Genomic DNA, 25404 nt, shown 5'->3' with positions numbered 1-25404 from the left:
CGCCGCGTCCGGTCGAGCCCACGACCGACGCACCACGGCCCCGCCCTGACTTCCCCACCCACCGACAGGAGAGCCCATGCGCGCACACCACGGCTTGACCCGCCGCGCCGCCCTCGCCGGCAGCCTTGCCCTCACGCTCCTCACCACCGCCTCCGTCGCGCAGGCCACCGCCGAAGAAGCCGAAGGCGGCACCCGCAACAACGGCTCCCTGGTGCTCGTCGGCGGCGGCCTGAAGGACGACAACACACAGGTCTACGGCGAGATCATCGAACGCGCCGGCGGCGCCGACGCACGCATCGGAGTCATCACCGCAGCCTCCGTGCCCGCCAGCCAGGACCCGTACGCGAACGACCCCGACCGATGCAGCAACTCCGCGTGCAACGGCCGGTACTACGCCGCCCTGTTCGAGAAGCACGGCGCGGCCGACGCCGAGTGGATCCCGCTGGACCTCGACCACATCGCGAACGCCGACTCCGATGCCGTGGTCGCCCAGATCGACTCGATGAGCGGCTTCTTCTTCGGCGGCGGGGACCAGTACCGCTACGTCCAGACCCTGCTGCGCGGGCCGCGCCAGAAGGACTCCAAGGTCCTGGCCGCCATCCGCGCGAAGCTGGCCGACGGAGCCGTGGTCGCCGGATCCTCGGCGGGCGCCCAGATCGCCTCCGGCCCCGACATGGTCAGCGGCGGCGAGTCGTACGAGGGGCTGCGCGACGGGAGCGCCCCTGGCTATTTCCAGGACCCCACCCGTCTCGGCTACCTCCCGCGCGGTGGCTTCGGCTTCCTGCGCTCGGCCCTGATCGACACCCACACCGGTGCTTACGGACGAGAGGGCCGCGCCTACCGCCTCGCGTCCGACACCGGGCACGACCGCGTCTACGCCCTGGAGGAGAACACCGCAGTCGTCGTCGAGCACCCCGGCAGCAGACACGAACAACTCACCGTGCTGGGGCCGAACGGTGTCGCCGTCCTGGATCTGCGGGCCGCACGCAGCGGCACCACCGCCACCGGATGGACCCTGCAAGGCGCCCGATATCACTACCTCACCGACGGCGACCGCTATGACGCACTCTCCTGGCAGGTTCGCCCCGCCGCCGACAAGAAGCGGCTGGCACCCACCAATTCCTCGCCCGTACCGGCCAACACGGACGTCTTCTCCTCGGCCTCCAACCCGCACGCCACCGCCTACTCCTTCCGCACCACCGCCCGTGCGCTCGCCGAGACACGCGCCCAGGACGGCACGACCGCCACCACCTTCGAAAGCGGACCTCGATTCGCCGTCACCTTCACCAAGCCCGACACCTTCCGCGCCTGGAGCGGCAACCGCAGCACCGCCCACACCCTCGTGGGACTTCAGATCGCGATCGCCCCGCGCTGACCCGGCCAAGGGCAGTCAGGCGACCGCCACGCATCAAGGGCGCCGCGTTCACGTGAACGCGGCGCCCTTCCACACTTCAGTCGCCACAGCTCGGTACCCGGATCGCCCGCGCGGACCGACAGGGCGCTCTCACAGCAGCCCGGTGCGACGAGCGACCTCCTCGCCGTCCTTCATACGCTGGTGCGCATCGGCACCGAGCCGGTCCAGCACCGCGGAGATCAGCACCTCCAGGAGAGCGAGCGTCGGAGTGAGGCTGTCGTAGGGGGAACCGGAGGCGACGTGGCTGATGAGCACGACGTCGGCATGCGCCGAAGCAGGTGAGAGCCACGGATCCGTGAAGACGACGACCTTCCCTCCCCGTTCACGGGCGAGTTCGGCGATGACCGTCAAATCCTCCTCATAGCGCCGGTAGTCGAAGACGACCGTCACGTCGCGGCGCGTGAGCTGAGTGAGGAACGACGTGCGCTCGACGTCCCTGTCCGGGAGAAAGGAGACCTGATCCCGGACCTGCATCAGATGCAGACCGAGATACCGCGCCAGCAGGTGGGTGAAGCGGCCGCCGGCCAGATGGACCCGCCGGCGGGGATCGCCGAGGAGTTCGGCGGCCGTCTCGAAGTCGTGCGGGGACACCTCGTGGAAGGTCTGCGCCAGTGCCTGCTGCAGCAGTGCCAGCCGGGGTTCCAGGTGCGCCTCCCTGCTCGCGCCCACCGGTTTGTCGTTCCCTGCGGACCCGGCGGACTCGTACAAAGTGATCGGGGACGCGTTGCGGGCGTCCAACTCCGCGCGCAGAGCTGCCTGCAGATCCGGGAATCCCCCGTACCCGAGACGACTGGCACAGCGCAGAACCGTGGGTGTCGACACCGCCGCGCGTTCGGCGATGGTCGCCACGGTTTCGAAGACCGCGGCCGGATACCCGGCGAGCAGCACCCGGGCGACTTTGCGTTCTGCCGGGCTGAGATCCCCCAGACGACTGCGGATCTCATCGGCCAGCGTGCCGCTCATCGTGCGGTCCTCCCCCGGTCTGTCAGGTCACAGCGAACACCCGTCGAGGCCATGCGTCAGCCGCTCAGCACGCGATACAGATAGGCGCACAGCTGACTTAACTGTACCTCCTGTTACTACACCCTGTAATTCATGGTGCGGGGTGGCGCTGAGGCTGCCGGACGAAAGCCCTGGAGGGGCTGACGAGCACCGCGCGGGCCGTGGTGACACAACTGCGGCAAAGCGAAGCGACGCGTGTGCGGGTCCAGTTCGGCTGTGAGTTCACCCTGGCCGCCAACGATGCGTACGCACCCGACTCCCGCCCCCATCAACCGATACCGGGAATCAGGCCGCGACGAGCTCCTGCTCGCGGTCCGGCGTCTTGACCTTGGGCTTGCTGTTCGGCAGCGAGAGTCGGAAGACCTTGTGCCACGCGGAGAACACCTGCTTGGGCAGCGGCCCGGTGACGTACTCCAGCTCGTACTTCTCGAACAGCGCCCGCACCTTCACCGCGACCTCGGCGTACCGGTTGCTCGGCAGGTCCGGGAACAGGTGGTGCTCGATCTGGTGCGACAGGTTGCCGGTCATGAAGTGCATGGCCTTGCTGCCGCTGATGTTCGCCGAGCCCATCATCTGGCGCAGGTACCACTGGCCGCGCGTCTCACCCTTGATCGACCGTCGCTCGAAGACCTGCACGCCCTCGGGGAAGTGCCCGCACATGATCACCGAGTGGGACCAGAGGTTGCGGACCAGGTTCGCGGTGAAGGTGGCGGCGAGCGTGGTGAGGAACGACGGACCCGACAGCAGCGGGTGGATCACGTAGTCCTTGAGCACCTGCTTGCGGATCTTGCGGCCCACGGCCTTGGCCCGCGCGCGGAACTCCGGGTCCTTGCGGCGGCGCTTGTGCAGGTTCTTGCCGAGTTCCAGGTCGTACGCTGCGATGCCGTACTCGAAGAAGCAGGCGTTGATGAAGTTCCACAGCGGCTGGCCGAGGTGGAACGGGTGCCACTTCTGGTCCTCGTCGACGCGCATGATGCCGTAGCCGAGGTCGTTGTCCTTGCCGATCACGTTGGTGTACGTGTGGTGCAGCTCGTTGTGCGAGTGCTTCCACTGGTCGGCCGGCGAGACGTGATCCCAGTCCCAGGTGGTGGAGTGGATCTTCGGGTCCCGCATCCAGTCCCACTGGCCGTGCAGGACGTTGTGGCCGATCTCCATGTTGTCCATGATCTTCGCCACGGACAGACCGGCGGTGCCGATGATCCACGCGGGCGGGAAGAACGAGAACAGCAGCACGCCCCTGCTGACCAGCTCCAGTTTGCGCTGCGCCGAGATGACCTTGCGGATGTAGGCGGCGTCCTTCTCGCCGCGGCCGGCGATCACCTCGTCGCGGATCGCGTCCAGCTCGCGGCCGAGTTCCTCGATCTGCTCCGCGGTCAGGTGGGCGGTGGGGTCGATGGCGGTCAAGGTGCTCCTACCGTTCGATGTCACAGGGGCCCGCCGCGGCGGACACGCAGGTCTGGATGAGGACGCCCGGCTCGGCCTCGGTGATCTCGCCGGTGCGCAGGTCGCGTACGGCGCCCGCCTTGAGCGGCGTGATGCAGCCGAAGCAGATGCCCATGCGGCACCCGGAGGGCATGAGCACGCCGGCCTCCTCGCCGACGTCCAGCAACGGCTTGGCACCATCCGCGTCGACGGTCTTGCCGGTGGCGCTGAACGTGACCTCACCGCCGTCGCCGGCGACGACGATGCCGGGACGGAAGCGTTCGGTGTGCAGGCGCTCTTGCACGCCGTGCTCGCTCCAGTGCTCTTCGGCGGCGTCGAGCAGGCCCGCGGGCCCGCAAGCCCAGGTCTCGCGCTCGGCCCAGTCGGGCACGAGTTCGTCGAGACGGGCGATGTCGAGCATGCCGTCCGTGTCGGTGTGCACCTCGGTGAGCCGCAGCTTCTTGTCCGCGACCAGGTCGTGCAGTTCGTCGCGGAAGATCACGTCGTGCGGCTGTGGCGCGCAGTGGACCATGACGACGTCGTCGAACTCGGTGTCGCGCAGCATGCCCATCACGGGTGTGATGCCGCTGCCGGCCGTCAGGTAGAGCACCTTGGCGGGCTTGGCCTGCGGCAGCACGAAGTCACCGGTCGCCTGGTCGAGCTGGATCAGCGTGCCCGGTTTCGCCCTGCGGACCAGGTGGTTGCTGACCTTGCCGTCCGGGATCGCCTTGACGGTGATCGTGACGCGGCCGTCCTGACGGTTTGTCGGCGAGGTGAGGGAGTAGGCACGCCACAGGCGCACCCCGTCGACGTCGACCCCGATCCGCACGTACTGACCTGCTGTGTGACCGCGCCAGCCCCGTCCTGGCCGGATCACGATGGTCGCGGCGTCACCCGTCTCGGGGTGCACGGCCTCGATCCGCCCACGCAGGTCAGCGCCCGCACGCAGCGGGCTGAACAGGTCGAGGTAGTCCGACGGCAGGAGCGGCGTCGTGACCATCTCCAGCAGTTTCCACGCCCTGCTGCGGAGGGCTGTACTCGTCATGACTCCAGCTTGCTGCGCCTTGAGGCGTAAAGTCCTGACCACAGGACGTGAATCTGGTCGATCGATTTGTTCGCAGGGAATAAAAACGTGAGCCATGCGATTCGGAGGGCCAGCGAACTGGCCTTGGATGAGACGACGGTCACCGCGCTTCGGGCCGCGCTGAAGACCACTGCCGACGAGGTCGTCCAGGCGATCATCGACGAGGTCCCTCCCTACGCCAACGCCCTGTCGGGCCACATGGGCGCCACCATCCGCCGTGCCGTCCGTACCGCCCTGGGGCACTACCTGGACCTCGCGAGCGGGAACGTCACAGGGGGCGACGGCAGTGACGCGGCCTACGAGCTGGGCCGCGGTGAGGTGCGCGACGGCCGTTCGATGGACGCCCTTCTCAGCGCCTACCGCGTCGGCGCCCGTGTGGCCTGGCGATGCCTGGCAGCGGGTGCCGTACCCGCAGGTCTGCCCGCCGCCGAGGTCGCCAAGTTCGCCGAGCTGACCTTCGCCTACATCGACGAGCTCTCCGCCGCGAGCGCCGCGGGTCACGCCGACGAACTGGCCGCCCGGGGCAGGGCCCACGAGCGCCACCTGGAACACCTGGCCCGCGACCTCCTCGCCGGCGCGAGCCAGGACGTGCTGCTGGCCTCTGCTCAACGGGCCGGCTGGCAGCCTCCGGTCTCGCTGACCGCGGTCCTGCTGCCCGCCGCCCAGGCCCGGCCCGCCTACCGCACGCTCGACCCGAGCACCCTCGTCCTCGACGATCTGCCCGACGCCACCGGTGTGCTGCTCGTGCCCGATGCCGACCGATCGCATCTGTTGCGGCAGCTGACCGACCGCAACGCGGTGGCCGGCCCGGCCCGGCCCTGGACTCGTGCGTCCGCCTCATACGCACGAGCCGTACGCGCGCGCTCCCTGTCCTCCGACATCCGCGACACCGAGGACCACCTGCCCGAGCTGGTGCTGAGCGCCGACACCGAGGCGTTCGCAGACCTGCGTGCCCGAGCCCTCGCCCCGTTGCGGACCTTGCCTGCCACGACGGCACGGCGGCTGGAGGAGACGCTGCGGGCATGGCTGCTGCACCAGGGCAGGCGGGACGAGGTGGCGGCGGCGTTGTTCGTCCATCCCCAGACGGTCAGGTACCGGATGGCGCAGCTGCGGGAGCTGTTTCCGGATCTCGCATCGCCACACCGGGTCCTTGAACTGACGCTGGCGGTCGGTCTCAGGGTGAGCTGACGCCATCGAGCATGCCGTGGGCGCCGACGCCCTGATGCTGGTCTTCGGATGGTCTTCGGACGCAGCATGGCGCGGCTGAACGAGGAGACGCTGACCGGCTTCAGCGCACGCGATCCGGTCCGCCTCGCCGATCACTGCTGTCGTTGCGACTGCGCTTTTCGAGTGCCCGAAACGACATGGCGAGGGCCAGTGGCGGGCGGACACCGCCACTGGCCGCTTCCTTCCGGTGCATCGCTGTTGTCAGCGCAGGCGGTCCTTGGCCTTGTAGTACGCCCCGCCGAAGGGCAGGAACCAGGCGGTGCCGTTGTAGAAGGGGACGGGAACCTTGGGGAAGCCAAGGTCGCGCAGGGGGTTGGCCTCCGGCTTGCCGTCCATCATCTCGGCGACCGCCCGGCCCATGTAGGTGGCCATCTGGACTCCATGGCCGCAGTACCCCATGGAGTAGTACAGGCCCTTGGCCCCCTGTGCCTCACCCGCGTGCGGGAGGCGGTCCCAGGAGAAGCCGACCATGCCACCCCAGACGTAGTCGACCCGGACGCCCGCCAGTTGCGGGAAGATCTCCGTCATCTCCCGCTTCAGGACGTCCCCGCTCTTCACGTCGGAGGCCGGGTTGGAGGGCGCGAAGCGGGCCCGGCCACCGAAGGCGAGGCGGTTGTCGGGGGTGAGGCGGATGTAGTGGCCGACGTTCTTGGAGTCGACCACCAGGCGCCCGTTGGGAATGATCTCGCGAGCACGTGCCTGGCCGAGCGGCTCGGTGACGATGATGAAGCTGCCGACGTTGATCAGCCGCTTACGGAACCAGGGCAGCGCCTCGTCGGTGTAGGCGTCGGTGGCCGCCATGACCTGCTTGGCGCGGATGGTGCCGTGCATGGTCTCGACGAGGAAGCCGCCGCCGGGAGTCCTCGTCAGGCCCGTGGCGGCGTTCCGTTCGTGGATCTCCGCACCGGCGCGTTCGGCGGCCTCGGCCAGGCCATGGACGAACTTGCCCACATGCAGGGCCGCGCCGAGCGGGTCGAGCAGTGCGCCGTGGTAGTACTCCGAGCCGAGTTCGGCGCGCAGTTCGTCCTTGGTCAGCAAAACCGTGTCGTGGCCGTAGTTCTCGGCCAGATCGCGCTGCTTGGCCCGCATGGCGTCGAAGTGCCGGGGCTTGAAGGCGACGCCGAGGCGCCCGGCACGGTGGAAGTCGCAGTCGATCTTCTCCTTGAGCGCGAGCTCCTCGACAAGGTCCACCGCGTCGCGGAACGCGTCGTAGATCTCACGGGCGCGCTCCATCCCGTAGCGCTTGCGAGCCTCGGCCGGGCTGATGGTGATGCCGGGGTTGCAGTGACTGCCGTTGCGCCCTGAGGCACCCGAGCCCACCTTGTCCTTCTCGACGAGGACGACCCGGGCGCCCTTGCGGGCGGCGTGGTAGGCGGTGGACAGTCCGGTGAGGCCGCCGCCGATGACCACCACGTCGGCCTCGTCCGGCAGGTCCTTTCCGGACCGGTCGGGCAGGGCGGGAGCGGTGTCGAGCCAGTAGGGGATCTGCTTCATGGCGTGCGTCCTTTGCGTTCTCTATCCTGTGTCGCCGTGTCGCCGTGGGGTCAGCAGCCGAGCAGGGCCGGCAGGCCGGAGAGGTCAGGCAGCTCGTCGTAGGGCTGGTAGTCGGCGCTGCCGCTGTGGAATTCGTAGCGGTTGATCCACACGCGGCGAGCGAGGCCGAGGTCGCGGGTGGGGATGAGGTCGTACTCCCAGCCCTGGGCGACGTGGATGACCTGGGCGGGGTCGATGTCCATGGCCTGGAAGGCGTACTCGAAGGTCTGCCGGGACGGCTTGTACGCCTTGGCCTGCTGGGCGGTGATGACATGGTCGAACTCGACGCCGATGTTGGCCAGGTTCTGGGCGATGAGGTCGTCGTCCGTGTTGGAGATGATGGCGATCTCGTACCGTGACTTCAGCGCCCGCAGGGCGGCCGGGACCTCGGGGTGGGGGCCGAAGGTGGGCACGGCCGCGACCAGGGCCTCGCCGTCGGACTTCCGGTACTCCAGGCCGTGCAGGCGCATGGCTGCCTCCAGGCTGGAGGGCAGCGCTTCGCGGAAGGGGCGGTAGGCCTCCAGGACGGCCTGGAACCGCATGACGCGGAAGTCGTCGAGGAACTCGTCGACGTTCAGGCCGTCCAGGTCCAGCCGGTCGGCCAGGACCTTCAGGGTGGTGGGGCCGAGCTGGAAGTCGACCAGGGTGCCGTAGGCATCGAAGGTGACGATCTGACGCATGATGTTCAACCTCTTTCCAGGCATACAGGACACTCCGTTCACCGGAAGTCACGATCTCGTCGAGTGTGGCCAGGTCCGCCGCATCGGCGGTACAGGAGGCTGCCGCGGCGTTGGCGGCGACCTGTTCAGGGGGGCAAAGGGGCTTGAGGGGCTTGAGGGAATGCCCGAGGGGCCGCCGCTGGAGGACGAGCCCCCGGACAGGACCGGGGACGGTGAATGCTGATCAGGTAGTCGGCGGCAGCACCATTACTGCTCCGAGTGCGATGAGCCTTTCTCCAACCCGAGGTGATGCGTCAGTGAAGCACCGTGGACAATCCGGCAACAAGGGACGTGAGGCCGCGAGATCGACCGCATATTTTGTGCCTGTGCACAATTTCCTGTCAGGAACCTGGTGCGGTTCCCGCCCCAACCGGCTGAGTCTCTGAGAGGCCCCGCGAGCGGCTCCGGCACGAACTGCCGCCGCTGCGCGCTGCCGCCCGGCGGCGGGACCGGGCTGTCTGCCGCCAAGGCCGCCGTTCACATGCCCATCATGAGGAGGGCCGCCAAGACTGCCGCCCTCATGAAGGGTGGCCTGTGACCGCGGCGCTGCGGCTCGGGCTCTCGCGGTCCCCGGCAGGTTGCCGCATCCGTCCAGCAGTCGGTGGATCAGGACACCGTCGCTCGGAAGCGGGCGCCCGCGTCCGTATCCAGCCAAGCCAGGGCGAGGACCAGCCGGGCGGCGTCGTTCGGTCTCGACAGCTTCAGCCCGGTCGCCTCTTCCGCGGCCTGCAGGCGATTGCCCACCGTGTTCCGGTGACGGTAGGTGCGTGCGGCCACCTCGGCGACCGAGCCCAGGTCGAGGTAGCAGCGCAGGGTCTCGACGATGTTGGCGCTGTCGCGCAGCTCGAGGAGTGGGCGCAGCACGCCGGTGGCCATCGCACCGGTGAGCTCCTCCTGCGCCGACATGATCGCGCCGACCCAGTGACCCTCCACATGCCGCACTCCGGGCTGCGCGGAGCTGCGGATCGCGGCACGTGCGAACCGGATGCCCCGTGCCGTCAGCGCCAGCCCGGGGACTTCCGCGACGCCGCAGCGCCACGGAGCGAACGGCCGCAGCATGGCAAGCATGGCCTCTTGATCGCACCGTCCGTGACGGATGATGCCGAGGAGCTCGTCACCCATCCATCCGAAGTGACGCAGCAGGCCGCCCCGACGCAGCGCATCGTCGACCTGCGACAGAGCCGGGTCTCCGGTAGGAACGGATTCGACCACGACCACGGTCAGGGCGACGTGCTCGGAGAAGCCCAACAGTGTCGAGGCCTCGGCGACCGTCGAGGGATCCTGCTCCCCTTCCAGGACGAGGCGGCTGAAGGCGCGGTTGCGTACCTCCGTACGACGGCTCGCCAGGTCGCGCTCGGTGCGACGGTAGGCGTCGACGACCTCGACGCTGTTGGCGTCCGTCGCCTCCCAGACGCGGATCAACCCGTCGAGGAAGTCGGGATCGGCGCTGATGCCACGTGCTCGCCCCTCGGCGAGCACGGCCTCCCACAGGGTCCTGAGGTCCAGCTGGAAGGAGTGCATCAGAGCGGTCAGGGGAAACGCCTGTTCCGCACGCTCGCGTCCCACGTCCTCGGTGGCGCGCGAGACCTCCCGGGGCACGGGACCGCCGGCCAGCCGGGTCAGGGCGAGTTCGAGAGTTCGTCGCATCCCCTCCCGTTTCTGGACCGGGTCCCAGTCCGCCGACGCGTAGGCGGCCTCCTCGGCTTCCAGCTGTTCGAGAGCACGTGAGGTCAGTTCGTCGAGTCGTTCCTCGAGGAGCTGGCGCGCGATCGCCTGCACGGCGTCATGGCGGGCCCCACCCCGGCGGCGTCCCGGGCCGCTCACGAGGACCGCCCCTCGCGACGACAGCCGTCACCGGACGAACACGGGGCCGTCTCCGGGAAACGCCGCTGACATGCCGGTGGGGCTTCCTGCCAGAAATTGTGCACAGGCACAAAATACAGGGCCGATGTGGCGGCCTCGCGTCCCTTGTTGCCGGATTCTCCGCGGGGTTTCATGTTGATGCATCACCTCGGGCTGGAGATGGCTCGTGAACGACCAACCGCATGGAGCAGCCATGGCGCTTCCGTAAGCACCTGATCCCCAGTCCGTCAATTTGAGTAGGCGCTGCTGAGAGGCGCCGAATCCCCCGGGTCGGTCTCAGTCTTCCGCTGCGGGGCCCGCCAGGACCGCGACGGCCAAGGCGGCCGAGCCAACCGGATCGCCAGGCAGAGCGGGATCGGGATCTGGATCACCCAGGATTTCGGGATCACCCAGGATTCCCCCAGAGACTACGCCGAGCTCAAGGCGAGGGGTCGAGGACCAGAACGTCACCCGGGACGTCATGACGGCCGCCGCGTGGCCTGGTGACCGGTCTCGATGAACGCTCCGCCTTTGACGCAGGGCCCACCTCGGACCTGATCGCCGACCAGGTGTTGGAGGGCGTCCCGGTCCGGGCCCCTGCAGCCGTGGGAGTGGGGCGTCGAAGTACCGAACTGGGGACTTCGCCATGGACCTGTCGGTCGCCGACGTGGTCGAGATCTGTGCAGCCCGTGAAGCGGTTGAGACCACAGCCGAGGCCAGGGCCGAGGCCGCCGGCCCGCCTGCGCCCAGGAACCGCATCGATCGGACCGCCCGGGAACCCTACCGACACCGTCGGGCAAAGGTCTGACACGGGTGGTGGCGGGGGCCGGCCGCGCCCCGAGCGTCGTGACGCAGGCCCAGGTGAGTGATGAGCGACCTGACGACTAGAGAGAGAACGCACCGATGACCTCAGCGACCACCACCGGCCAGGACGGAACGGCCACCCCCGGTCACACCGGCCAACTGCCGGGCTCGCTCCTCGATCAGGTGCTGCGGCAGTCCTTCGGACTCGAGGGATATGTCCAGCACCCGCTGGGAGGGGAGGTCGACCAGAACGTCCGGATCACCGGCGATGACGGCATGCGCTACTTCGTACGGGTCACCCGCGCGGAGCCGGACTCAGCCGACGTCCTCTGGCAGAACTCGCTCCTGCAGCATCTGGCCTCCACCGTTCCCGACCTTCCGGTGCCACGACTGGTCCCGACACGTGACGGGAAGTGCCTTGCGAGCGTCGTCCACGAGGGCCGAACGCACGTGGTCCGCGTGATGAGCTGGCTTGAGGGCCGGGTCCTGGCGGATCTCGACGACCACCCCGCGGCGCTTCTGCGTCAGCTGGGAGAAGCCGCCGGACGGCTGAGCCTCGGACTCTCCAGCATGGAGCCACCGGTGGGCTTGCAATCGCACGACTGGGACATGCGCCGGGCTGCCGAGATCGTCGAGGCGTCGCTGCACGCTGTACACGACCCGGACCGGCGGGAGTCGGTCCGCACGATCATGGGTTGGTACGACGACCTCCTGCCGGCATTGGACCGACTGCCGCGGAGCGTCCTGCACCAGGATCTCAACGACGCCAACGTTCTGGCCGACGCCGACGAGAACGGGGTGCTGCGCATCTCGGGCATCGTCGACCTGGGCGATTCGCTCTACAGCGTGCGCGCGGCAGAGGTGGCGATCGCGGCGGGCTACGCCATGGTCCGCAAGGCCGACCCGCTCGCTGCCGCGGCCGAAGTCGTGGCCGGCTTCCACTCCGTACTCCCCCTCACGGCGGAGGAACTGGCGGCTGTCTATCCGTTGGCGGCCGCCCGGCTGTGCATGAACGCCGTGACGTGGACTCGCCGGGTCGCCGAGAGCGACACGCCGTACGGGCGGACCCGCGTGCAACACACCTGGCCGACGATCGCGCAGGTGGCCGACGTCTGCCCCGACGTCGCCGAGGCGACGTTCCGGGTCGCCTGCGGACTCCCCCGGACGCCGGAGCAGGGGGGCTTGGAAGGGGCCCTGGCAGAGGCGGCCCGAGACGGTGCCCCGCACACACCCGCCCCGCAGCTGCTCGACCTGCGACCGGCAAGTGATCTCTACGACGAAGTCGACTGGCACGATGCGAGGGCGGTGCGCGCGCGCATCGACGACGTCCTCGACGGACGACGGCGACGGGGCTACGTGCCCCACCTCAGCGCCTCCCTGCTCCTGGGGGGCCGGCGCCGCCCAGGAGCCGACGAGCCCGCGACGGTTCAGGTCGGCGGCTCGCTGATCGTGGCGGACGCCGAGCAGATTGCCAGCCCGCTGCCCGGCGTCGTCGAGGCCCACGGTGGCCCCGGTATGCCGCTGGTGCTGCGACATGCGGTCGAGGGGCTGGAGTTCTGGACCTGCTGGTGGGGACTCGACGACTCGCCGCCCGTCGGGGCGAGCGTCCCGGCCGGGGCGCCGTTGGGACGCGCCGGCGCGAGCGATGAGACCGACCCGCTCGGACCCTGCGTCCAGGTGCAGGTCCACCGCACCGCGCAGATGGCCACGTGGCCGCCGCCTCGCGCCGTGCCGCCCTCCGCACGGCAGGTGTGGAGCCACCTGTCACCCGACCCCGCCCGGCTCTTCGGGTTCACTGTGTCCCCCGCCGCGGTCCCCACCATCGACGACGTCGTCTCCGTGCGCCGTCGCCACATCGCTCGCTCCCAGCGCAACTACTACCGCAAGCCGATGAACCTCGTGCGTGGGCGGGGCGTGTGGTTCCACGACGAGGACGGCCTGGCCTATCTGGACTCGCTGAACAACGTCACCCACGTCGGCCATGCCGAGCCACGTGTGACGGCCGCCGCCACCCGACAGATGCGCAAGCTCAACACCAACAGCCGTTTCGTCTACCCGCAGATCGCCAGTTACGTGCAGAAGCTGGTGGCCACGCTGCCCGACCCGCTCGAGGTCGTCTTCCTCGTGTGCACAGGCAGCGAGGCGAACGACCTGGCGCTGCGGATCGCCCGCCAGGTGACCGGACGTCAGCACATCGTCAACATCGACGGCGCGTACCACGGAAACACCGGTGTGGTGACCGGGATCAGCCCGAACCGCTACAAGGGACCCGGCGGCGCCGGTGCACCCGCCACCACCCACGAGGTCGTCATCCCGGACCGCTACCGCAGCACCTACGGGTACGACGACCCGGACGCCGGAGTCAAGTACGCGCGCGACGCCGCGGCCGTCATCGAGCGGATCGCGGCCGACGGCCGAGCCCCAGCCGCCTTCATCGCCGAGTCCTTGATGGGATCAGGCGGGAACATCGTGTTCCCCGACGGCTACCTCGATGGCGTGTTCACCGCTGCCAGGCGGGCGGGCGCCCTGTGCATCTCCGACGAGGTCCAGGTCGGCGTCGGACGACTCGGGCCCTGGTGGGGTTTCGAACTCCAGGGGGTCGTCCCGGACATCGTCACGATGGGCAAGCCGCTCGGGAACGGGCATCCCCTCGCGGCGGTGGTCACGACTCGGGAGATCGCCGACGCGTTCGACACGGGCATGAAGTACTTCAACACCTTCGGCGGCAACCCGGTCTCCTGCGCCATCGGCGAGGCCGTACTCGACATCGTCGAGCAGGACGGGCTGAGGGAGAACGCCGTGAGCGTGGGCGGATACTTCGCCCAGTCGCTGCGCGAACTCCAGCGGCGCCAACCGCTCATCGGCGACGTGCGGGCACAAGGGCTCTACCTCGGCGTCGAACTGGTCCGCGAGCGCACCACCAAGATGCCGGCCACTGAGCAGGCCTTCATGGTCACCGAGCTCATGAAGGAGCGAGGGGTCATCGTCTTCCCCAATGGCGTGCACGACAACGTATTGAAGATCAAACCGCCCATGACCTTCCGTCGCGAGCACGTGGATCTCTACGTCGACGCGCTGGACGAGGTCCTGTCCCTGCCCGAGCTGCGCTCGGCCGTTCAGTCCTGAGACGGGCAACCGTCCACTGAGGCAAGGAACGAGGGCGGCCCCGCAACGCGAGAAGTGCCCTGCCGGCCGGCTTCTCCGGCCAGGGCATCAAGATCTCGCCCGCCATGGGCGACATCGCCACGGACCTCGCCCTTCAGGCCGCACCTCCCAGCCGACCGACTTCATCACCACAGACGGCCGCACCGCGGCCTGAGTCAGAAAGAGGAAAGGCATGACCCTGCCCTCGGCCCGCTGAGGGCTGAGCCCGGCCAGAAGACCTGCGGGAGCCTGCCCGCCGACCTCGGCACCACGACGGCGGAGGTTCCCCTGATCCTCGTCAACGGCTCCCGTCCCGGCCCCCGGGTCGTGATCACCGGGGGCGTCCACGGTGGCTAGTTCGTCGGCGTCGACGCCGCCACCCGCCTGGCCGGACTGCTGGAACCGGACGATGTCGCCGGCCAGCTGGTGATCTGCCCCGTGGCCAACCCCCCGGCCGTGTACGGGGGCAGGCTCAACATATCCCCGCTGGACGGCGTGAACATCAACAGCGTCTTCTCCGGCGACAAGGACGGCGGTCCCACCTACCGACCGGAAGCGGCCTGGCTGTTCGAGCACCTGATCGACGGCGCCGACGCCTACGTGGCCCTGCACAGCGGCGGCAGTGACCAGCATCCGCTCGACTTCGTCGGTTACCGCCTGACCGGCGACGACGAACCAGCCGAGCGAGGACCGGGCTCTTGACTCGGTACGGACGGCCACCGAACTCGGCGTCGACTGGCTGATGGGCGGCACCTGGATCGAGGAGACCCTCAGCGTCCTGCGCGGCACATCCATCGGCTACCTGCCCTTCGCCGGAGAACCCTGGGGCACCCCACGCGCCTCGCCGGCGACTCTGACCGCATCGCCGACGACTTCCGACGAGCGGAGGCCGCCGGCTGCGCCCGCGTCGACCTCCTCGCCCGCCACCGATGCCGACCCTCTCGACCTGGTCCGCGTCGCTCGCGCCGCCACCATCGGCCGCCTGGTCATTGCCGGAATCCACACCGACCAGATACAGGCGCTCGCAGCAGCCGGAGCCGACGCCTTCACCCTCGGATCCGCCGCTTTCGACGGCACCTTGCAGCCCCACGCCCGCCCTCTGCGACCCCAACTAGCCCCCGTAGTAAGCCTGTAGCGAGAGCCGCTCCGCGGGACTCAGAAGCATGGCGGCGTGGAGCGCCCGTGCATGGGGAGCGGTCACCGCTGCACCATCCGGGATGAAGTGGGGCCATCCGCTGGAGGCTCTTGACTCTCCTATAAGCCGGTGTCATTCTCTGTGCCAAATAATAGCACACCATACCACGATGTGGCACGACGGCTCCGAGGGGCTCGGCTGTGTCCCCTGACTCGATACGAACAAGGGGACTTGAGGCCCGCTTCCCGCCAGGTCGCCACCAAGCATCCTCACGCTAGGGGCCCAGCGTGCGACCCGGCGGTACGAAAGGACAAGCCTGTGTCAGCTGCGAGGAAACGCGTCGCCGTGGTCGGAGTGGGAACGATGGGCAGCCAGGCCGCTTGGCGGCTGGCGGCCCGGGGCGCCGAGGTCGTCGGCTACGACCGGTTCGCGCCCGGCCACGACCGCAGCGCCGCGGGCGGTGAGACCCGCGTCTTCCGCAGCGTGCAGACCCACGACGGCCGCTACGTGCCGCTCGTCCGGCACGCCGACGCCCTCTGGAAGCAGTTGCAGGCGGAGACCGGGCGGGAGCTGCGCCGACTGATCGGAGCCCTGGTCATGGGGCTGGCCGACGACCCCGAGATACGTACCGTCATGGACGGCATCGCCGAACACGGCCTCGACCACGAGGTGATCGACATCGAGGCGATGGCCAAGCGCTTCCCGCAGTTCCGCGTCGACGACGGCGACCTGGTGGTACTCGACTCCCACGCGGGGTTCGTCCGCCCCGAGCTGACGGTCCAGACCGCGGCCCGGCGTGCTGAGGAGCTGGGCGCCCGGATCCGCCGCTACACCCCGGTACGGGACGTCACTCCCGTCACCGGCGGAGGCGTTCTCATCCGCACCGACACCGACACCGAGCGCTTCGACGCCGCGGTCGTCACCCCCGGCCCCTGGGCGGGCGATTTGCTGCCCGACCTGCCGTGGGACGTGAGCGTCTACCGTGCGATCAGCGCCTGGTTCCTGCCCCACGAGGACCACCCGGCGGACGTGGAGCGTCCCGCCTTCGTCCGCTGCGGTGACACACCCTTCTACGGCATCCCGTCCCCGGACGGCCTTGCCGTCAAGCTGGGCCTGCCCCAGCCCCACCACAAGCCCGTGGAGGACCCCAACCGCCTGGAACGGACCGTCGCGCCGGAGGAATTGGAGGCCTTCACCACAGCGGTGCGACGCCACCTGCCCGGCCTGAACCCCGACCCGGTGCGCCTGTCCGTCTTCATGGAGGGCTACACCGGCAGCACCCGCCCGCTGGTCGGCCCTCTGCCGGGGTGCGACGACGTCGTCCTGCTGGCCGGCTTCTCCGGCCAGGGCTTCAAGATCTCGCCCGCCATGGGCGACATCGCCGCGGACCTCGCGCTGGAGGGCCACACCTCCCAGCCGATCGACTTCATCACCACAAACGGCCGCACCGCGGCCTGAGTCCGAACGAAGTACCGTGCGCCCCGGCACGCACCTCGCCGCCATTGCCCCCCACGACTGACGTGCCTCATGCCCGACCACTCAACTGCCCCCGTCCCAGTGAGCCGGTCTTCCCGCCGAGCCCGTCCTCCCCAGTGGCCCACCTCAGCTCACGGACGGCGAGCGCGACGCACTCGCCGGTGCGTCCAACCACTACGACAAGGGCTTCTACAGGACATCGACTGGTGGCTGAAGAACGAAGCGCCGTCACCCACGCTGGTGGGAGTGGACCCACGGCTCGACACGGTGTCGCCACACCGTCCGTCAAGGTGGCCGGCGACAAGCCGGCCACCGCGACCGGCGCAGCGCACGAAGCTCCGCGACCAGCCTGGTCGGCTTCGACCGGAGCGGCGGCCTGCTGAAGGCCCGCCACCACGGCCTCGCCTCCGGCACCCGGTCGCGCCGGAGACTCCTCCCACGCCGCGGAACCGCAGGGGCGCCGGGGGGGTCGCCGTGCCTGCGACGCCTGAAGGTCTGCGGCAGTACGCCGTGCCGCGGGGGTTTGCAACCTCGACCGATTCGCGAAGGAGACGGTCCGCTGTGGACACCATCGACGAGAAGATCATCGCCGAGCTGACCCGCAACGCCCGCATCTCGCACTCCGAGCTGGCCGGCAAGGTGCTGCTGTCCCGCAACGCGGTGCGACAGCGCATCGAACGGCTGGAGCGCCAGGGCCACATCGCCGGCTACACCATCGTCCGCGCGGGCCACGACACCGGCGATACCGTCTCCGCCCTCGTACTCGTCTACCGCCAGGACCGCATGCGCGGCGGCGACGTCCTGGCCGCACTCAAACGCATCCCCGAGGTCGTCATCTGCGAGATCCTCAGCGGCGACTTCGACATCATGGTGCGCCTGGAAGCGGCCTCACTGGAACGCGTACGGAGCATCTGGGAGGACATCGCCAAGATGCCCGGCGTACGGGACACGGTCACCGCCCTCACTCTGTCCAGCGTCGTCAACCGCCCACGGGGAGCACGGAATACGACGCCGACGGGGTGAGCAGCGCATCGGCAGGTGCTCGCCGGTTAGCGTTCAGTGCCAAGGTTCGCGCTGGTACAGAGACGGTCATTGCAGCACTTCACTGATGTGATTGACGCAGACGACCTTGGGCTGGGTCATCTCCTCGAAGGCGAAGCGGACGCCTTCGCGGCCCATGCTGCCGTATTTGTATCCGCCGAAGGGCATGGCATCGAAGCGGTAGTCGGAGGAGTCGTTGATCATGACTCCGCCGGCTTCCAGCAGCCTGGCGGCGTTCAGGGCGCGGTCCAGGCGGGAGGTGAAGATGCCCGCGTGGAGGCTGTAGTCGATGGCGTTGGCCTGCTCGACGGCGTCCTCGAAGGACGTGAACGGCTGCAGCACGACGACCGGGGCGAACACCTCCTCCCGCCAGATCGAGCAGGTCGCCGGGACGTCTTCCAGGACGGTCGGCGTGTACAGGGCGCCGGTGACGGTGTTGCCGCACAGCAGCCTCGCGCCTTCGGCGACCGCTGTGTCGACCTTGGCCCGGGTGACGGCGGCGGCCTGCTGGGTGATCATGGGGCCGACGTCGGTGGCCTCGTCGAGGGGGTCGTCGGCGCGCAGCAGCTTGGTGCGGGCGACGAAGGCGTCGCGGAAGCGCTGGTAGACCTCGGCGGCGATGAGGATGCGCTGGGTGCCGATGCAGTTCTGGCCGGCGGCCCAGAAGGCGCCGGAGACGCAGGAGGCGACGGCTTCGTCGAGGTCGGCGTCGTCCATGACGATGACCGGGGCGTTTCCGCCCAGGTCCATGGCGAGTTTCTTCAGGCCGGCGGTGCGGGAGATGGCCTCGCCGGTGGCGAATCCGCCGGTGAAGGACACCATGCGCACGTCGGGGGCGGCCACGATCGCGGCGGCGATGTCGGCATCGCCGTTGACGACGGTGACGATCTCCTCGGGCAGGCCGGCCTCGATGAGGGTGTCGACCAGCCGCAGCGCGGACAGCGGGGTCAGGGCGGACGGTTTGAGGATGACGGCGTTGCCGCCGGCGATGGCCGGGCCGAGTTTGTGGGCGACCAGGTTGAGGGGGTCGTTGAAGGGGGTGATGGCGGCGATGATGCCGAGCGGTTCGCGGGTGAACCAGCCCTGCCTTCTTTCCGAGCCCTCGTAGGAGTCGAAGGGGATGACCTCGCCGGCGTTGCGCCGTGCCTCGGCTGCGGACAGGGACAGGGTGTTGACCGCGCGGGCGACTTCCTTGCGGGCCTGGACGATGGTCTTGCCGGCCTCGCTGACGATCAGCTGGGCGAAGGACTCGGCGCGCCGCTCGATCAGGTGGGCGGCGCGTTCAAGGAACGAGGCCCTGGAAGCGCGGGAGAGCGCGGCGGCGGTGCGGCGGCCGCATCTGGCCTGCTGCAGGATGCCGCCGATGGCGGCTGCACCGACGGTGGGGACCGAGGCGATGACTTCTCCGGTGTAGGGGTTGTGCACCGGCGCCGTGTCGGCGCCCAGTTCCATGCCAACGGGCGCGACGGTGTCAGACACGGTGAGTCTCCTTCAGGACGGGGCGGGTGGGGGCGGTGTCGTCGTCGGCGTGGCGCTGGTGGATGGCGGTGATGTCCGACAGCAGGGCGTAGGCGGTCTCGATGCGCCCGGCGCCCGGCCCGGACACCGTGACGATGCCGAGGAGGTCGGTGTGGAAGGCGACCGCGTTGAGGGGGCCGGAGATCCCGGCGAGCGGGTGCTGGGCAGGCAGGGCGAGCGGGGCGACGCGGGCGTCGACGCTGCCGTCCTCGTGGCGAGTGGCGGAGCCGACCAGCTTCCAGCGCAGCCCCTTCGAGGCGGCGTCCTGCACCTCTTGGGGGGTGATCGCGGAGATGCCCTCGCAGAAGACGTCCTCGCGGCGCAGGTCGGCGCCGAGGACCTCGTTGGCCAGGATCATGACCTTGAGCTGGACGTCGTGGCCCTCGATGTCCGCGGTGGGATCGGCTTCGGCGTACCCGAGCTCCTGGGCTTCGGCGATGGCCGCCGACAGCTCGATGCCCTCTTCGAGGCGGCCCAGGATGTAGTTCGAGGTGCCGTTCATGATGCCCTGGACGCCGGTGATCTCCAGGCCGCCGAACATGCGCTCGGCGGTGCGCAGGACGGGGGTGCCGCTGAGTACCGAGCCCTCGAACTCGAAGCTGACACCACGCGCGGCGGCCAGCTGCTTCAGTGCGCGGCCCGCGAGTGCGACCGGTCCCTTGTTGGTGGTGCACACGTGCTTGCCCGATTCCAGGGCCCAGCACACATGGGAGAGGGCGGGCTCGCCGTCGGTGGGGTTGGTGAACGTCGCCTCCACGACGATGTCCGCCGGGACCTCGCGGATCACCCACTCGTTGCGCGGATCCGCGCTGCCGCCGGCGAGGCCCTCGAAGCTCAGCTCCCCTGGCTCGGCGGCCAGCAGCGGCGCCAGATCGATACCGTCGGTGTCCACCAGGGAACCGGCCCGCAGATCGGTGATCGCCACCACCCGCAGGGAGAAGCCCAGCTCCTTCGTCAGGCGTTCGCCGTTCTGGGATATGAGTTCGGCAAGCGCGCGATTGACGCCGCCGAATCCGATGAGGGCGAGGTCGTATCGGCCCATGGGTTCGCTCCTTCACAGTCCGCCGCCTTCACGGTGCGGCTGCTCAGAGCCTCGCTTCCCTGCCTGTCACCTGCTCCATGCCGCAACGACCACGAGGCATGCCGATCTGCTGTGTCCCATGGCATTTCGCTCGCCCCGCCTCCGGCAACACCGCGCTGGAGACACCCGGCCGCCGCCCTCGGCGTTCGGGGGACATGAAGGGCGGGGTGCCTACGGCCATGCCGACCTGGGTGAGGCGGGCAGGGTGCCGACTTCGCGCAGGGCTGCGTACTGCGGCGGCGGCTCGTCCATCGGCTGGTCATCGGCGGAGTGGTCGCGAGTGGGCTCGGCCTGGGCTCCAGAGGTTTCCGGGTACATGACTCCGGTTGCTGCGGCGAGGGACACGTCTCGGCGTTCCAGCCGGCGGCAGCGGCCAAGGAAGGGGAGTCACGAAGGAGGGAGGGGCCATGTGGCGAGGCTCCCGGTGGTGGGCCGGGAAGAGCCTGTGCTTGGTTCGACGGTCATGGCCAGAGAGGTGGCGGCATCGGGCGGCGGGAGGGACACGGCTACAAGGCCGGCCTCGGCGGTGACGAGCCCGGCTGAGCGGACTTCGTCCCCGGGTGTGACGTACCACAACTGGTAGGTCTTGCCGGAGGGCGGGGCAGCCAGGTCCTGGCAGAAGTAGGCGGCCAGATTCAGGTCGCGTGAGACCGCGACGGTGCCGGAGCCACCGTAGGAGACGTCTTTCCTGACGAAGGCGGTGTCCGGAGCCGTAAGAAGCCGGGCGAGGTCGGCGGCGTCGCTCTCGGCGTTCTGGTGTGTCTGCCGCGCCTCCTGGTGCTGCCAGACCGCTACACCGCCCAGCGCGGCGGCCGCGGTCAGGCTCGCGGCCAGCGCGAGGCGGAGCAGACGTGGCGCGGATCGTCGGTTGTGGCGCTGGACCGCCTGAGTGGGGGACGTCGATGGGAACTGGGGAGCCCGGGCCACCTCCGCGAGGACACGTTCCTTCAGATGCGGCGGCGCGGCACGGGCCGTCGCAAGGGCGAGCCAGGCCGCGGCTTCCTGTTGACGTGCGGTCTCATGGGCGCAGTCGGAGCAGCCCGCCATGTGTCTCCGGAACTTCTCCCACTCCTCCCGGGTGAGGGCGTTCACCGCATAGGCACCCGCGAGGTCATGCGGGTCGGCCGTGGTCACGGCGGTGCCCCCAGGCAATGTCGCAGGTGGGCCAGCGCCCTGCGCAGCCGGCTCTTGACGGTGCCGAGCGGCAGCGAGAGCACCGAGGCGATCTCGGTATGCGTCAGGCCGTGGTAGTAGGCGAGGAGTACCGGTTGCAGCAGCTCGGCGTCGAGTTCCTTGAGGCAGGAGCGGACCTGCTCGCGCTCTCCCTGCGCCTCCACCGTCTCCACGACGTCGTCGAAAGCGGCAGTCGACTCGTGCTCGGAAACGGCGCGCTCGCGTTCAGCGGATCTGCGCAGGGTCCGGACGCTGTCCACAGCGCGATGGTGCGCGATGGTCATCATCCAGGTCATGGCGTGCCCGCTCTCGGGCCGGTAGCGGGGGGCACACTGCCAGACCTCCAGCATGACCTCCTGGGTGACCTCCTCGGCGCGTGCCGGGTCCTGCATGACCCTGCAGGCGATTCCGTAGATCGGGCCGGCGACCGCGTCGTACAGACGGGCGAAGGCGTCCTGGCTGCCGTCTGCGACGGACACCAGTAGGCGGTCCGTCTCGGATGCACCAATGTGCCGGCCACCGGGGGCCTGCCGCTTCGCCACGCCCTCTCCCGAGTATGTGTCGGCCTCGATCCGTCATGCCGGTCACCCGCCCTCCCCCACAGTGTCCGAGGCTCGGCCGTCGTCCGCATCCCGCAGCGCCGCGGGCACCGGTGGTGCCAAGGGGGCGGCCGGGAAGCCGGAGATGGCCGAAAGACCGGGTCGGAGCACGTCCTCGCCATAGAGGCCCTGCACCCAGTTGGCCTGGTAGACGGTTTCGAGGTAGCGCTCGCCCAGGTCCGGAGCAATGGCCACCGCGGTGATGCCGGTCGAGTCGTGCGCGGACAGCCAGCGCATCGCACCGCTGACGACGGTGCCGGTGGAGCCGCCGAAGAGGAAGCCTCGTCTGGCCATGCGGTGGCAGGCGCGAATGGTGTCCGCCTCCTCGACGTGCACCGCCTCGTCGACGAAGGACTCGTCGAGCAGCGGAGGGCTGACGCTCATGCCCAGGCCGGGAAGCATGCGGCGTCCGGGGGCGCCGCCGAAGGACACCGAGCCGACGCTGTCCACGGCGACGATGCGGACCGGTCGGTGCCAGTGCCGGAAGTATCGGGCGCAACCCATGAGCGTCCCTGTGGTGCCGGCGCCGACGAACAACACGTCCAGAGCGGGGAACGAGCGGGCGATCGCGGGTGCGGTCCTGCGGTAGTGCGCCCTCCAGTTGCCCGGATTGGTGTACTGGCTGAGCCATACGTAACGGTCGTCGAGGGCGGTCAGGGCGCGCACGTAATCGAGCCGCGCGCGGAGGAAGCCGCCCTCGACGCTCGGCTCGGTGATGACGTGTACCTGGGCGCCCAGGGCTTCCATCACCAGCCTGGTCGACAGGTTGCAGCGGGAGTCCGTCACGCACAGGAACCGGTAGCCCTTGCTCGCCGCGATCATGCTGAGTGCCACGCCCATGTTGCCCGACGAGGATTCCAGCAGGACCGACCGGCGGGTCAGGACACCACTCTGCTCGGCGGCCTCCACCATCTCGGTGGCGGGCTTCAGCTTGATGGAGCCCGCGAAATTGAAGCCCTCGCACTTCAGGAAGAGCCGGCGCCCCAGGATCGACTGGAGGTCGACGTAGAGATCCTCCTCGTTGAAGGTGTAGGGGGCGGATATGACTGACACGATGGCCTCCGCGGATCAATGAGCGGCCGGGCCGGACGCTGTTATCCGTACCTGCGAAGTTCATGGAAGAAGTCGTCCACGAAGTGCAGCTGCCCTGAGCCGGCCAGCTCGTCGTAGACGTACTTGCCGACTGCCAGATCGAGCACCCCGAGGCCGAAGGGCGAGAACACCGCCGTCCGGTCCGCCGACGGCGTCACGTGTCCGGCCATCACGTCCGCCAGCGTGCCCGTCACGAAATCGCGGTTGCCGGTGAGCCTTTCCGCCAGGTGAACGGAGGTGTCCGCTCTCAGGCAATGCTCGACGTCGTCGACGATGTTGTCCGAGGCGAGCACGACCTCCGGAGCCAGGTCGCGCAGCGACACATGCAGGACGAGCGGATGGTGTGCGAACCATGCCGGATCGCTCACGTGCGGCCGGGCGGCGACCGTGGCGAAGACGACCAGGTCGCTCACCCGGATCAGTTGCTCGACACTGTCGTGCACGACGATGCAGCCGGTGGCGCCGGACTGCTCCAGGTAGCAGCGAAACCCGGCCGCGCTGTCGGCGGACACGTCATGCACGCCGATGGCGTCGAACGACCAGCCGGTGCCCGCAAGGAAGGTGTGGATGTAGCGGGCGATCAAGCCGGTCCCGACGAACCCGACGCATGTCGGGTGACGGCCGCGGCGGAGCCGGTCGGCCGCCAGCACCGCAGACGCCGCCGTCCGTGTCGCGCTGATGATCGAGGCTTCCAGGCAGGCGAACGGGTAGCCCGTGCGGCGGTCGTTGAGAATGAGCACCGCAGAGGCCCGAGGGATGCCGGCTGCCACGTTCTGCGGGACGCTGGAGATCCACTTGAGGCCGTCCACCCCTGCCTCCCCGCAGATGGAGGCAGGCAGCGCGATGATCCGGGCGGACGGGCGGTCAGGGAAGCGCAGGAAGTGGGACGGCGGGTTCACCGAATCGCCGGCGGCGTGCAGCCGGTAGGTGTCCTCGATCAACGCCACGATCTGCTTCTCGCGCCCCCGCAACGCTTGCTGGACCTGGCCCCCGGACACGACCGCGAACGGCGGCACGGTGACCGGACCGGACTCCCACGTGGGGGAACGGGCGATGGTCATGCGGTGCTCACCTCCACGGTCGGCGAGCAGTCGGCCAGGCGCGTCACGTCCGTCATGGCGACAACCACCTCGCGCGACCCCTCGTACGGCTCCCTGCTGTGGGCGGTGCGGATGTTGTCGACGAGCATCAGATCGCCGTTCTGCCACGGCTCGCGCACGGTGTGGGACTGATACACGTCGTTGAGCAACGTGACGGTGTCCTCGCCGATCGGCGCACCGTCCCCGTAGCGGGTGTTGAACGGCAGCCCGTCGGCGCCATAGACGTCCACCAGGTACTCATGTATCTCGGGGGCCAACGTCCACTCGTTGAGAAACGCGATCTGGTTGAACCAGCAGCGCCGACCGGTGATCGGGTGTCGCACCACGGCGCTGCGGCGCTGCCGGGTGCGCACTCCGCCGTCGGGTTGCCATGTGCACTGGATCGCGTTCACGCGACAGTACCGCTCAACCTCGGCACGGTCCTCGCTGCCGAAGGCGTCGACCAGGGACGCCCCGATCTCGTCGTTGTAGTTGCGGGTGAGCAGCCAGCCCTCCGTCAGGAACCGTCCTACGAGATCGGCGGGCAGCGCGCTGAGCACCGTCGGTGCGTCGGCCAGCGCGGTCGCCCCGCCGACGGCAGGCGCATCGAGGCAGGCGAACAACAGCAGACGAGGGAACTCCACGGTGTAACTGAGTTCGTGGTGCATGCACATCGGCTGGTTCGGCGGCCACTTCGACGACGAGTACACCCCGTCGGCGTAGGCCCGCCGAGACGCGAAGGCCTCCTTCTCGATCATCAGTCCCGGCGCTACGGCGAGTTGCCGGAAGACCGCCACGCATTCGGCCCGGTCGCTCAGCCCGAGGCCGCGGACCAGGACCGACCCGTGCTCGGCGACGATGGCGTGCAGCTCAGCCCGGTGCTCGGCCGCCCAGCCGACCGCGTCGTCGACGGAGCCCGTCCGCAGGATCGGGGGCTTGCCGGGCTGCACCTCGACGTCGGGCGGCTTCAGGGGGAGCGAGAACGGGGACGACGGCATCTCCGTCTCCTTTCGATCATG

Annotated in this window: 20 protein-coding genes and 1 pseudogene; 8 read left to right on the top strand and 13 right to left on the bottom strand. The window is 69.3% G+C overall.

Annotated features, from left to right (window positions below):
- Window positions 1-76 precede the first annotated feature (76 nt).
- Window positions 77-1375: a cyanophycinase gene (locus tag ACFYNL_RS05620; protein WP_388796848.1), complete on the top strand. Its 1299-nt coding sequence runs from the start codon at window positions 77-79 to the stop codon at window positions 1373-1375.
- Window positions 1376-1504: 129 nt separating this feature from the next.
- Here the strand turns inward: ACFYNL_RS05620 and ACFYNL_RS05615 are convergent, their stop codons facing one another.
- The 3 genes from ACFYNL_RS05615 to ACFYNL_RS05605 form a co-directional block, all read right to left on the bottom strand.
- Window positions 1505-2377, bottom strand: coding sequence for a MurR/RpiR family transcriptional regulator (locus tag ACFYNL_RS05615; protein WP_388796845.1), 873 nt, complete (start codon window positions 2375-2377; stop codon window positions 1505-1507).
- 324 nt (window positions 2378-2701) lie between these two features.
- The gene (locus ACFYNL_RS05610) at window positions 2702-3820 is read right to left on the bottom strand and encodes a fatty acid desaturase family protein (RefSeq protein WP_388796842.1); all 1119 of its coding nucleotides are present in this window, start codon (window positions 3818-3820) and stop codon (window positions 2702-2704) included.
- 7 nt (window positions 3821-3827) lie between these two features.
- On the bottom strand, window positions 3828-4883 hold the full coding sequence (locus ACFYNL_RS05605) for a ferredoxin reductase (RefSeq protein WP_388796839.1): 1056 nt from the start codon (window positions 4881-4883) through the stop codon (window positions 3828-3830).
- An 87-nt stretch (window positions 4884-4970) separates the two neighbouring features.
- On the opposite strand from ACFYNL_RS05605, the gene ACFYNL_RS05600 reads away from it, so the two are divergent.
- A complete protein-coding gene (locus tag ACFYNL_RS05600; RefSeq protein WP_388796836.1) occupies window positions 4971-6110 on the top strand; it encodes a PucR family transcriptional regulator in 1140 nt (379 codons plus the stop codon).
- Window positions 6111-6350: 240 nt separating this feature from the next.
- Here the strand turns inward: ACFYNL_RS05600 and ACFYNL_RS05595 are convergent, their stop codons facing one another.
- Both ACFYNL_RS05595 and ACFYNL_RS05590 read right to left on the bottom strand, forming a co-directional pair.
- On the bottom strand, window positions 6351-7643 hold the full coding sequence (locus tag ACFYNL_RS05595) for an NAD(P)/FAD-dependent oxidoreductase (protein ID WP_388796833.1): 1293 nt from the start codon (window positions 7641-7643) through the stop codon (window positions 6351-6353).
- A 50-nt stretch (window positions 7644-7693) separates the two neighbouring features.
- Window positions 7694-8362, bottom strand: coding sequence for a haloacid dehalogenase type II (locus tag ACFYNL_RS05590; RefSeq protein ID WP_388796830.1), 669 nt, complete (start codon window positions 8360-8362; stop codon window positions 7694-7696).
- On the opposite strand from ACFYNL_RS05590, the gene ACFYNL_RS05585 reads away from it, so the two are divergent.
- Complete coding sequence (locus ACFYNL_RS05585; protein ID WP_388796827.1) at window positions 8361-8585, top strand: hypothetical protein; 225 nt, start codon at window positions 8361-8363, stop codon at window positions 8583-8585. The two genes, ACFYNL_RS05590 and ACFYNL_RS05585, sit on opposite strands and share 2 nt — an antisense overlap.
- 422 nt (window positions 8586-9007) lie before the next feature.
- Here the strand turns inward: ACFYNL_RS05585 and ACFYNL_RS05580 are convergent, their stop codons facing one another.
- Window positions 9008-10225, bottom strand: a complete 1218-nt coding sequence (locus ACFYNL_RS05580) for a PucR family transcriptional regulator (protein ID WP_388796824.1) — start codon at window positions 10223-10225, stop codon at window positions 9008-9010.
- A 921-nt stretch (window positions 10226-11146) separates the two neighbouring features.
- Between ACFYNL_RS05580 and ACFYNL_RS05575 the strand changes: the two genes are divergently transcribed.
- The 5 genes and pseudogenes from ACFYNL_RS05575 to ACFYNL_RS05555 all read left to right on the top strand — a co-directional run bounded on the left by ACFYNL_RS05575 (window position 11147) and on the right by ACFYNL_RS05555 (window position 17825).
- Entirely contained in the window at window positions 11147-14173 is a 3027-nt protein-coding gene (locus ACFYNL_RS05575; protein ID WP_388796821.1) for an aminotransferase class III-fold pyridoxal phosphate-dependent enzyme, read from the top strand.
- 393 nt (window positions 14174-14566) lie between these two features.
- Window positions 14567-14893, top strand: a pseudogene (locus ACFYNL_RS05570) (succinylglutamate desuccinylase/aspartoacylase family protein); the annotation flags it as partial.
- Window positions 14894-14933: 40 nt separating this feature from the next.
- On the top strand, window positions 14934-15326 hold the full coding sequence (locus ACFYNL_RS05565) for a hypothetical protein (RefSeq protein ID WP_388796819.1): 393 nt from the start codon (window positions 14934-14936) through the stop codon (window positions 15324-15326).
- A gap of 318 nt (window positions 15327-15644) precedes the next feature.
- Complete coding sequence (solA, locus tag ACFYNL_RS05560) at window positions 15645-16784, top strand: N-methyl-L-tryptophan oxidase (protein WP_388796816.1); 1140 nt, start codon at window positions 15645-15647, stop codon at window positions 16782-16784.
- A gap of 579 nt (window positions 16785-17363) precedes the next feature.
- A complete protein-coding gene (locus ACFYNL_RS05555; RefSeq protein WP_388796813.1) occupies window positions 17364-17825 on the top strand; it encodes an Lrp/AsnC family transcriptional regulator in 462 nt (153 codons plus the stop codon).
- Window positions 17826-17891: 66 nt separating this feature from the next.
- On the opposite strand, the gene ACFYNL_RS05550 is transcribed toward ACFYNL_RS05555, so the two are convergent.
- From ACFYNL_RS05550 to ACFYNL_RS05520, 7 genes are all read right to left on the bottom strand, one after another.
- The gene (locus ACFYNL_RS05550; protein WP_388796811.1) at window positions 17892-19322 is read right to left on the bottom strand and encodes an aldehyde dehydrogenase family protein; all 1431 of its coding nucleotides are present in this window, start codon (window positions 19320-19322) and stop codon (window positions 17892-17894) included.
- On the bottom strand, window positions 19315-20403 hold the full coding sequence (locus tag ACFYNL_RS05545) for a homoserine dehydrogenase (protein ID WP_388796807.1): 1089 nt from the start codon (window positions 20401-20403) through the stop codon (window positions 19315-19317). The genes ACFYNL_RS05550 and ACFYNL_RS05545 overlap by 8 nt, the downstream gene beginning before the upstream one ends.
- Before the next feature lie 426 nt (window positions 20404-20829).
- Window positions 20830-21576 carry an anti-sigma factor domain-containing protein gene (locus ACFYNL_RS05540; protein WP_388796805.1) on the bottom strand — a complete coding sequence of 249 codons (747 nt, stop codon included), beginning with the start codon at window positions 21574-21576 and terminating at the stop codon, window positions 20830-20832.
- The gene (locus ACFYNL_RS05535) at window positions 21573-22094 is read right to left on the bottom strand and encodes a sigma-70 family RNA polymerase sigma factor (RefSeq protein ID WP_388796802.1); all 522 of its coding nucleotides are present in this window, start codon (window positions 22092-22094) and stop codon (window positions 21573-21575) included. The genes ACFYNL_RS05540 and ACFYNL_RS05535 overlap by 4 nt, the downstream gene beginning before the upstream one ends.
- A 105-nt stretch (window positions 22095-22199) precedes the next feature.
- A complete protein-coding gene (gene sbnA / locus ACFYNL_RS05530) occupies window positions 22200-23267 on the bottom strand; it encodes a 2,3-diaminopropionate biosynthesis protein SbnA (protein WP_388796799.1) in 1068 nt (355 codons plus the stop codon).
- Window positions 23268-23308: 41 nt separating this feature from the next.
- Complete coding sequence (sbnB, locus tag ACFYNL_RS05525; protein ID WP_388796796.1) at window positions 23309-24367, bottom strand: 2,3-diaminopropionate biosynthesis protein SbnB; 1059 nt, start codon at window positions 24365-24367, stop codon at window positions 23309-23311.
- Window positions 24364-25383, bottom strand: coding sequence for a TauD/TfdA family dioxygenase (locus tag ACFYNL_RS05520; protein ID WP_388796793.1), 1020 nt, complete (start codon window positions 25381-25383; stop codon window positions 24364-24366). The genes sbnB and ACFYNL_RS05520 overlap by 4 nt, the downstream gene beginning before the upstream one ends.
- Window positions 25384-25404 lie beyond the last annotated feature (21 nt).

It is taken from the genome of Streptomyces sp. NPDC007808 (genome assembly GCF_042868655.1).
In the GTDB taxonomy this organism is placed as follows: domain Bacteria; phylum Actinomycetota; class Actinomycetes; order Streptomycetales; family Streptomycetaceae; genus Streptomyces.
Note: the sequence above shows the minus strand (reverse complement) of the source record. Positions and strands in the feature narration are given on the sequence as shown.

Bases quoted from the DNA above. Each gene is read 5' to 3' on its own strand.
- ACFYNL_RS05620 (WP_388796848.1), top strand. From the start codon at position 77: ATGCGCGCACACCACGGCTTGACCCGCCGCGCCGCCCTCGCCGGCAGC.
- ACFYNL_RS05615 (WP_388796845.1), bottom strand. From the start codon at position 2,377: ATGAGCGGCACGCTGGCCGATGAGATCCGCAGTCGTCTGGGGGATCTC.
- ACFYNL_RS05605 (WP_388796839.1), bottom strand. From the start codon at position 4,883: ATGACGAGTACAGCCCTCCGCAGCAGGGCGTGGAAACTGCTGGAGATG.
- ACFYNL_RS05595 (WP_388796833.1), bottom strand. From the start codon at position 7,643: ATGAAGCAGATCCCCTACTGGCTCGACACCGCTCCCGCCCTGCCCGAC.
- ACFYNL_RS05585 (WP_388796827.1), top strand. From the start codon at position 8,361: ATGATGTTCAACCTCTTTCCAGGCATACAGGACACTCCGTTCACCGGA.
- ACFYNL_RS05590 (WP_388796830.1), bottom strand. From the start codon at position 8,362: ATGCGTCAGATCGTCACCTTCGATGCCTACGGCACCCTGGTCGACTTC.
- ACFYNL_RS05575 (WP_388796821.1), top strand. From the start codon at position 11,147: ATGACCTCAGCGACCACCACCGGCCAGGACGGAACGGCCACCCCCGGT.
- ACFYNL_RS05565 (WP_388796819.1), top strand. From the start codon at position 14,934: ATGGGCGGCACCTGGATCGAGGAGACCCTCAGCGTCCTGCGCGGCACA.
- ACFYNL_RS05545 (WP_388796807.1), bottom strand. From the start codon at position 20,403: ATGGGCCGATACGACCTCGCCCTCATCGGATTCGGCGGCGTCAATCGC.
- sbnB (WP_388796796.1), bottom strand. From the start codon at position 24,367: ATGACCATCGCCCGTTCCCCCACGTGGGAGTCCGGTCCGGTCACCGTG.
- ACFYNL_RS05520 (WP_388796793.1), bottom strand. From the start codon at position 25,383: ATGCCGTCGTCCCCGTTCTCGCTCCCCCTGAAGCCGCCCGACGTCGAG.